Source organism: Wolbachia endosymbiont of Nasonia vitripennis, from assembly GCF_048054115.1.
Lineage (GTDB): Bacteria > Pseudomonadota > Alphaproteobacteria > Rickettsiales > Anaplasmataceae > Wolbachia.
Genome location: NZ_JAFEVF010000035.1, coordinates 1 through 7,705, shown reverse-complemented (window position 1 = coordinate 7,705; position 7,705 = coordinate 1). Strand labels below are relative to the sequence as shown.

At 32.7% G+C, this 7,705-nt stretch carries 5 protein-coding genes and 2 pseudogenes; 3 read left to right on the top strand and 4 right to left on the bottom strand.

Annotated features, from left to right (window positions below; translation table 11 throughout):
* Positions 1-122: 122 nt before the first annotated feature.
* Positions 123-722: pseudogene (locus JR053_RS04525) on the bottom strand (class II aldolase/adducin family protein); the annotation flags it as partial.
* A 235-nt stretch (positions 723-957) separates the two neighbouring features.
* Here JR053_RS04525 and JR053_RS04520 point away from each other — a divergent pair.
* A pseudogene (locus tag JR053_RS04520) lies at positions 958-1,544 on the top strand (adenylate kinase family protein).
* On the opposite strand, the gene tsaB reads toward JR053_RS04520, so the two are convergent.
* The 3 genes from tsaB to ubiG form a co-directional block, all read right to left on the bottom strand.
* A complete protein-coding gene (gene tsaB / locus JR053_RS04515) occupies positions 1,514-2,119 on the bottom strand; it encodes a tRNA (adenosine(37)-N6)-threonylcarbamoyltransferase complex dimerization subunit type 1 TsaB (protein ID WP_007302675.1) in 606 nt (201 codons plus the stop codon). The pseudogene JR053_RS04520 and the gene tsaB overlap by 31 nt on opposite strands.
* Positions 2,119-3,249 carry a cation:dicarboxylate symporter family transporter gene (locus JR053_RS04510; RefSeq protein ID WP_010401580.1) on the bottom strand — a complete coding sequence of 377 codons (1,131 nt, stop codon included), beginning with the start codon at positions 3,247-3,249 and terminating at the stop codon, positions 2,119-2,121. The genes tsaB and JR053_RS04510 overlap by 1 nt, the downstream gene beginning before the upstream one ends.
* A gap of 107 nt (positions 3,250-3,356) precedes the next feature.
* Complete coding sequence (gene ubiG, locus JR053_RS04505; protein WP_010401578.1) at positions 3,357-4,523, bottom strand: bifunctional 2-polyprenyl-6-hydroxyphenol methylase/3-demethylubiquinol 3-O-methyltransferase UbiG; 1,167 nt, start codon at positions 4,521-4,523, stop codon at positions 3,357-3,359.
* A 145-nt stretch (positions 4,524-4,668) separates the two neighbouring features.
* Between ubiG and dnaG the strand changes: the two genes are divergently transcribed.
* Entirely contained in the window at positions 4,669-6,402 is a 1,734-nt protein-coding gene (gene dnaG, locus JR053_RS04500; RefSeq protein WP_010401576.1) for a DNA primase, read from the top strand.
* A 98-nt stretch (positions 6,403-6,500) separates the two neighbouring features.
* Positions 6,501-7,592: a Na+/H+ antiporter NhaC family protein gene (locus tag JR053_RS04495; protein ID WP_416603685.1), complete on the top strand. Its 1,092-nt coding sequence runs from the start codon at positions 6,501-6,503 to the stop codon at positions 7,590-7,592.
* The last annotated feature ends 113 nt before the right edge of the window (positions 7,593-7,705 follow it).

Below are 7,705 nucleotides of genomic sequence, written 5' to 3'. Positions count from 1 at the left end.
TTGCAAGTTCTAGCAATCCCAACTTTGGTTTTAGTATTTTTTCTTGTGTTGTATTCATATCTGACACTCCTTTCCTTTAAAACTTGTCTATATTTTTATCTTACTTTGTTTGCTTGTCAGATCAAGTCTAAACTATTACACATTGCTAGCGTCAGGCATTGAGTTTTACAAGCTTGTTCTAAGTGATACGTATAAAACATTGCTTCTTGTATAGTCTGACCACATGTTATAGATCCATGATTGCGCATTAACATCACAAAATTTTCTTTCAAATCAGCTATTAATCTTTTTCCTTCTGTATCATCAAGTGCCAGGGAATTATAATCATGGTAAGATACCTTATTATAAAAGTGCAGCGCCCACTGACTTATTGGGAGTAATCCATCCTTGAGAGAAGAAACTGCTACAATAGAAGGTGTATGTAGATGAAAAATTGCTTGAATATCTTTCCTTGCTTGATAAATGAAGCCATGGATTACATAGCCAGTTTTATTATATTGATATTCTTTGCCTTCAATTATATTCCCATCAAACGATACTTTCATCAATGAACTTTCATCTACTTCATAAAAACGTATACCAAACGGATAAACATAAAATGACTTTTTATCTTCAGAACGTACAGAGAGATGAGTATACGTATGATCATCTAATTTAAGATAAGATAAAATTTGATAGGCGTTAACTAGGTCTCTTTTCAACTCACTATTTGTTAATAACATAGCTCTTGACTAAAATTTTCTAAAGATTTATACGTAAAAAAAAGTTTATTACAAACTAAAAGGTGAACCTACGTTAAAATACTAAGCACTTTTACTTGCCTTAGGTGATTAGAGTTTACATTTCTAGATTACATAGTATTTTAACTATAAAAACGACTTTTTATGTAATATTTCATATGTTTTAAAGCCTTGTTTTTATGTTATTATAATTGTAGGTTTTAATATTAAAAATAATATGATAAACGTTGACATAAAAAAACAGCTAACAAAATTTTTCATATATATCACTGGTCTTCCAGGAAGTGGTAAACTTTCTACAGCAATAGTATTATCTAGTATGATAAATGCAGTAATTGTAAGTGGACTTGAATATAATCAAACTTCCAAAGAAGCTCGAGATAGAATATATAACACTACACATGTTATGTTTCAGGCAATAGAAGCCTATCCTATTGACTCAAAAAATTATATATTTGTTGATGAATTAATTAAAAATAATGATTACAACATAAGAATATATAACTCAGTAGTAGAACTTAGTAAAAAAATGAGCACAAAAATCCTCCCTATAGTACTTAGGTGCAATCCATTGATATTACAAGAGCGTACTATATCAAAAAAGCAAAGAAAAAATAGGAAGGTTACTAATATAAATAGTATTAAATTTAGGGAGGAAGATTTATTTGTACCACAAAATGCTCTATAGAGGTAGAAAATTCAAATATGAGTATAAAAGAAGTAGCAGAAGAAATAGTAAGTCAGATGTACAAACTTGGCCAAATTAATAGTGTTTACGCAATAGGCAACGATTTCATATACTGAGGCTCATTTAAATATAGAGCCTCAACTCCATTTAATTTTTGTTTATTTTTTAGTCTATAACGGACTAATAGCCCTGCATGGCTAGCATCCAACTTTGGTAAACTGCAATCCATATATGTAATGCAGTGCGTTTCAGGCTGGAGTTCACTTACTACAGCAGGATTTGATAGCGGTAACAAATTGAAATCAAATAACTGCGTATAAAACTTTTGATCATCTTCGATTATAGCTTTAATATTTTTTTTGCTATTTGTACAAAGTAGCGATATTGCATATGCTTGAGCTTCCAGGGCACTAACCCCATATAACGGCTTATTTGTAGCAAGATTTATACCTTGTGCAGTTGATATACCAACTCTGATTCCAGTAAAACTTCCTGGTCCAACTATCACTGCTAAATGGTCTATTTTATCGTAGCTGTAATTATGCTTATCAAACAAAGTATTCAGTATTTGAAAAAATGATTCTGCATGACTATTGTTTGCAGAATTGCGTTCTACAAAACAATTACCATCGTAATCAATTACTGCTATTGAACTACCAGCACCTACAGTATTAATTGCTAGAATGGACATCACTTAAGCTTATCATAGAGCTTTGTAAACATCATAGTGAACGCACCGTTACCCATAACATTTGCTGAAGTTATTATTGGGTCAAACACTATATACAATGCTGTAATTAATGAAAGCATCTCTGGGGAGAATTTAAGATACTTCTCAAGAACAGGCAACATTACCATAATCCCTCCCGCTGGAACTGCAACAATAGCAAATTTAAATAACAGAAAGTAGAGAAGGAAAGTCACATAGTCTGTTGCAGACAATGCACCACCAAAAGTCATTATCATTGATAGTATTATAATAAAAAAGCAATCACCTACTAAATGAAAGCTAGCAGTTATTGGCACAACAGACGATGCTATATCATGCTGCTTTACATTTTTTTTGCTTCCTTCAAGAGTAAGCGGCATAGCTATATTACTAGACATTGTGCTCATTGCAGTAATAAATGCTGGTATCATATTACCTATACTAGCTATCCAGCTTGTGATCTTGAACGAATTTGCTGCTCCATATAAGAGAAAAACATAAAGGTAGGTTGCAGATGATATAATAATAAAAATTATTGAGTAATCCTTAAATATTATGGGTAAAACCTGATCATGTTCCATTTTTAAAGCAAGACCAAGTACAAACATTGGAATAATTGGCGTCAAAAATGTCTTCAAAATAAAGAGAGTTAAATCTAACATTTTGTTCGAGAGCTCTTTGCTTTTTTTTGGTAATATTGTGGACACTAATATGCTTAACACAAATCCACAAGCAAGGGCATAAAAATTAGAAAGCAATGCAGGTATACTAAATGACCATAAAGGAATAATTGTTTCTTCATATGTTATATCTTGTATTGAATAAGTGTTTTGTGTGATGAAATGCCCAACAGAATAAGCTATTAAACTTGAAGCTAGATTCGACAAGAAAATCGTTATAATAAGTAACAATATAAACTTTATAGCCGACTGCTTAAGATTGTTAACACTACTAAAGATTAATGCAAAAACAATAAAAGGCATTATAAATAGTAAGATCTCTTTTATACTAAGGCTTATTGAATACAAGAAGGTTTTCACTTCCATTGGAACTAGATGACCAAAAAATACAACCAAAGTGATAACAGCAAGTAAGGTTAGTAATTGTAACATATTCTAATATAGCGATATCCTATGGAAATACATATGATAAATTAGCTGCTAAGTAAAGTAAAACTGCCTAAAATATTTGCATTACCTTCTAGTACTTGAATGAGATTTCAAATTACAACGTTTCCACAAAGTATATAATTAACATCCACACCTTTGGTCAAGTTCCATTCACGCTTTATTACATTATATTCCATACCAGTCATATCTTGTAGTGTTACATTGTTTTCCCTTAGATGATTTGCAATTTCTGATGGCTTGAGAAATTTATTCCAATTATGTGTGCCTTTTGGCAGCCAGTTTAATATGTACTCTGCGCCGACTATTGCAAGACAGAAGGATTTAATAGTTCTATTTATCGTCGATATAAAAATTAGCCCTTCTGGCTTCAACAGCTCTATTGCTTTTTTCATGAAAAACTCTAAATTATCGACATGTTCAACCACTTCCATCAACAAAACCACGTCATACTTCTTGTCATTGCTTAGCTCTTCAATGCTAGTGTGTGTGTATTCTATATTTAACCCTACTTTCTTCGCATGCGACTGTGCCACTTTTATGTTTTCCTCACATACATCTATTCCTGCAACGCTAATACCAATACGCGCCATTGACTCTGACAAAATGCCACCACCACAACCAACATCGAGCAATGATAGTTCTTTTAAATCGCATTTTTTTAATTCTTTTATTTTCTCAACGATGTATGATACTCTCACAGGATTCATCATGTGCAATGGCTTGAATTTGCCATTCTCATTCCACCATTCACCTGCTATTTTAGCGAATTTTGATATTTCATCTTCGTTATAAGTTTTTGTGGTTTTTTTCTTGCTAATATTGCTAAGTTTATCAAGGCGTTCTTTATGTCTACTTTCTTTTGAAAATTCTGTTTCGAGGAATTGTTTGACTATGTCTTTTGCTAATCCACTCGCAGTAAACCCTGCACCAAGACAAAGTATATTCGCGTTGCCATGCTCGCGAGCTAATTTTGCGATCTCAACACTATTACATAAAGCAGCGTAGATTCCTTCAAAACGATTTGCCACAGTACTCATGCCCAAACCTGTACCGCAAATTAATATTCCATAATTTGCTTTTTTGTTTGTTATATCTTCTACAACTTCAGCAGCATAGTCAGGGTAGTCTACACTCTTTTGTTCAGCAGTGCATCCACGGTCTATCACTGTATAATCTAAAGTTTCCAAGTAAGCCTTTATTTCTGATTTTAGTTCATAACCTGCGTGGTCTGAAGCAACTGATATCACATCTGACATATAAGAAATTGCAACTTAAGGGTATTTATATGGGTAATTTATTTTGAGCTTTTTGTCAAGCTCTCCTGATCTTTCTGAATAAATTTCGAGTCAGATATGCATAAATTCTATATAATTTTTATCCTACCACTACTCATTCGGTAAAATGGATCATATAGATATTATAAAGTCAAAATTATTGTTGTCCGACATAGTAGGAAAAAAAGTTAGGTTAATAAAAAGAGGAGATAGTTTTGTTGGACTCTGCCCATTTCATAACGAAAAAACTCCATCTTTTTCGGTCAGCAATGTTAAGGGCTTATATTACTGTTTCGGTTGCTCAGCTCATGGTGATGCGTTTGAATTTATTTCACAAACTGAGGGCTTAAGTTTTAAGGAAGCGTTGGAAAAATTGGCATCTGTTGCAGGTGTTGAGTTACCCAAAAACCTCAGCTTTGCTAAAGAAAATGACAAACTGTTTTCAGCACTGAATTTAGCTGCAAGTTGGTTCGCGCAGAAAAATCGAGGTGTTATGGCTTATTTAAGGCAGCGCAAGATCTCACTCAAAATCATAGATAAATTTAAGATAGGTTATGCACCAAGTTCTGGCTTGAAGGAATATTTGAACTCCTCTGGTATTAAAGACGAGATTTTGATCGATGTTGGGTTAATAAATAAGAATTCTCGTGATTATTTCTATGATCGGCTGATATTTCCTATACACAACATCACGGGCAAAGTTATTGGTTTTGGCGGACGTGCGCTGAACTCTGAGCAACAGCCGAAGTATCTAAACAGCCCAGAGAGTCAGCTCTTTAAGAAAAGAGAAAATTTATATGGATTAAACTTTGCTTTGAGTGAAATACGCAAAAAACAGCATCTATTTGTTGTTGAAGGATATATGGATGTAATAGCACTACATCAAGCGGGAATTAGCAATACAGTTGCTCCGCTTGGTACCGCAATTTCTGCAGAGCAGATAAAAAATCTTTGGAAACTTGCTAAAGAAATTTCTATCTGTATGGATGGCGATAGTCCTGGATGTCATGCTGCTATTCGAATTGCAGAACTTGTTCTGCCGATACTGGAGCCTGGATACACATTGAAGTTCGTGACTTTGCCAAGCAACAAGGACCCATACGATATATGCAATGAACTAGAATATAAGACGGAAGATGTACTATCCGCTTTTAACCGCTCAACAGAACTGCACTCTGAATATTTATGGCATCACATAATTGGTAGCAATTTGCAAAATTATGAAAAATTTGCTCCGGAAAAATATTCAATTCTTGAGCACAAGTTCATGAAATATGTCAATGCTATCGGTAACAGCAGTATTAGAAGGTATTATAGAGATTATTTTTACAATAAGGTCAGTGAATTAAGAAGAAACTTTAAAAAGCTGATTTTTAATAGCAAAGCAACAAAAGGTGAGTATCTTTACAATAAATCTCCAGAGCTAATTGAAGCAGAGCAAAATCAGGCCATAATTTTGCGTATAGCCGTAGAATTTCCTGAAATCTTGAACCGTCCTATATTTTTTGAGCAATTTTCTCATTTCGAATTTACTAATGAGATGAAAAAATTACAACAGTGCGTAATTAATATGGTAACTAATGAGAGCAACTTTAATAAAGAAATTCTGCTACAGGAGTCTAGTGTTATAAAGTTTATATTTGAAAAAACTAGCGTACTAAATAGTCAATTAAGTGAGAAGAGATCGGCAGAAACTGTTTGGAATAACATAGTATTACGGAAAGAATTAAATGTATTACAAGAAGAAAAAATTAAAGCAAGGCTGGGCGGTAATTTTGACTTAGAGGAAAGGCTAATAGAACAAATAAAGCAAATAGAGGATAGTATACAAGAAATGCAAATGGAATTTATTCAAAAGTAGATGGCTTAAGATGTTCAAAATTGGTAGAAAAACAATATATTGATGATTGCTTAAAATAGCTTGTTCTAGTATACTTCCGATTTGTTCAACTACGATAAGTGTTTGCATTTCTTCCTCTCATTATCTTTCTAGCTTTATACCTTGGAAGTGGTATTTATTTTTCTTTTATCGGACTTGGCAATCCTCTTCATCAAATTTCACCGTTAATTTGCTTATTACCAGCATTATTTTTTGCTGTTCTATTCAATAAAAACAAAATTCAGCATAGTATTGATACACTTATAAAAGGTATGGGTAATAAAACTACTCTTACCGTGTGTTTGATTTTTCTATTTGCTGGAGCATTTTCTACTATTACTGAATCGCTTGGTAGTATAAATGTTATTACTAACTTAACTATTCGCTTTCTTCCAGCACGATTATTACTTCCTGGAATGTTTTTACTTTCTACTTTTATTTCAAGTGCAATCGGCACATCAATCGGAGTTATTGCACTTATAACACCAATAGCTGTTAATTTAGCACAAAATGGAGCTTTTGATTGTGCAGTGGGTGTTGGAGCTGTGATAGGTGGAGCTATGTTTGGCAGCAACCTTTCAATGATATCTGACACTACTATTGCTGCTACTTCTTCACAAGGAGCTTCAGTAAAGGATAAAATAAAACTCACTTTCAAGACAGGATCTGTTACAGGTCTTATAATACTTATTTATCTAGTAATAATTTCAAATAGTACAGAAGTTGTTTCTATCTCAAGTCTGAATTATTTATCCATAGTCAAAATTATCCCTTATATATCTTTAATAATTATGGGTTTATTTGAAATAAACACTCTGGTAACATTAGCTATTAATATGGTTATTGCTGGGATATTAGGAATAGCTTTTTTTGATTATTCTCTTATTGAATATTCTCGTGACATATATAGGGGTTTTTATAAGATGAATGAAGTAATGATATTTATTCTCTTCAGTAGTGGATTAAGCCACTTAATGTACGAATACAGTCAGAAAAAGATAGATATATTCACCGATAAGGTGAATATGACAAAAACTCAAGCTGAATTTATGATTGCGGGAATATCATCTCTGTTTACTATTTTAGTTTCCAGCAATGTTGTTGCTATTTTATTAACTAGTAATATTGCTAAAAGGCTTGCGCAAAGATGTAATAGTTTAGACTTGATCTGACAGGCATGAATTAACTGACAGAAGAATTAACAAAGTCAAAACCAAAATCAGCATCCTGTTTAATGCTATCAATATTTTTCTGATAAGCAATATGCATACTATCAAAAAAGGTT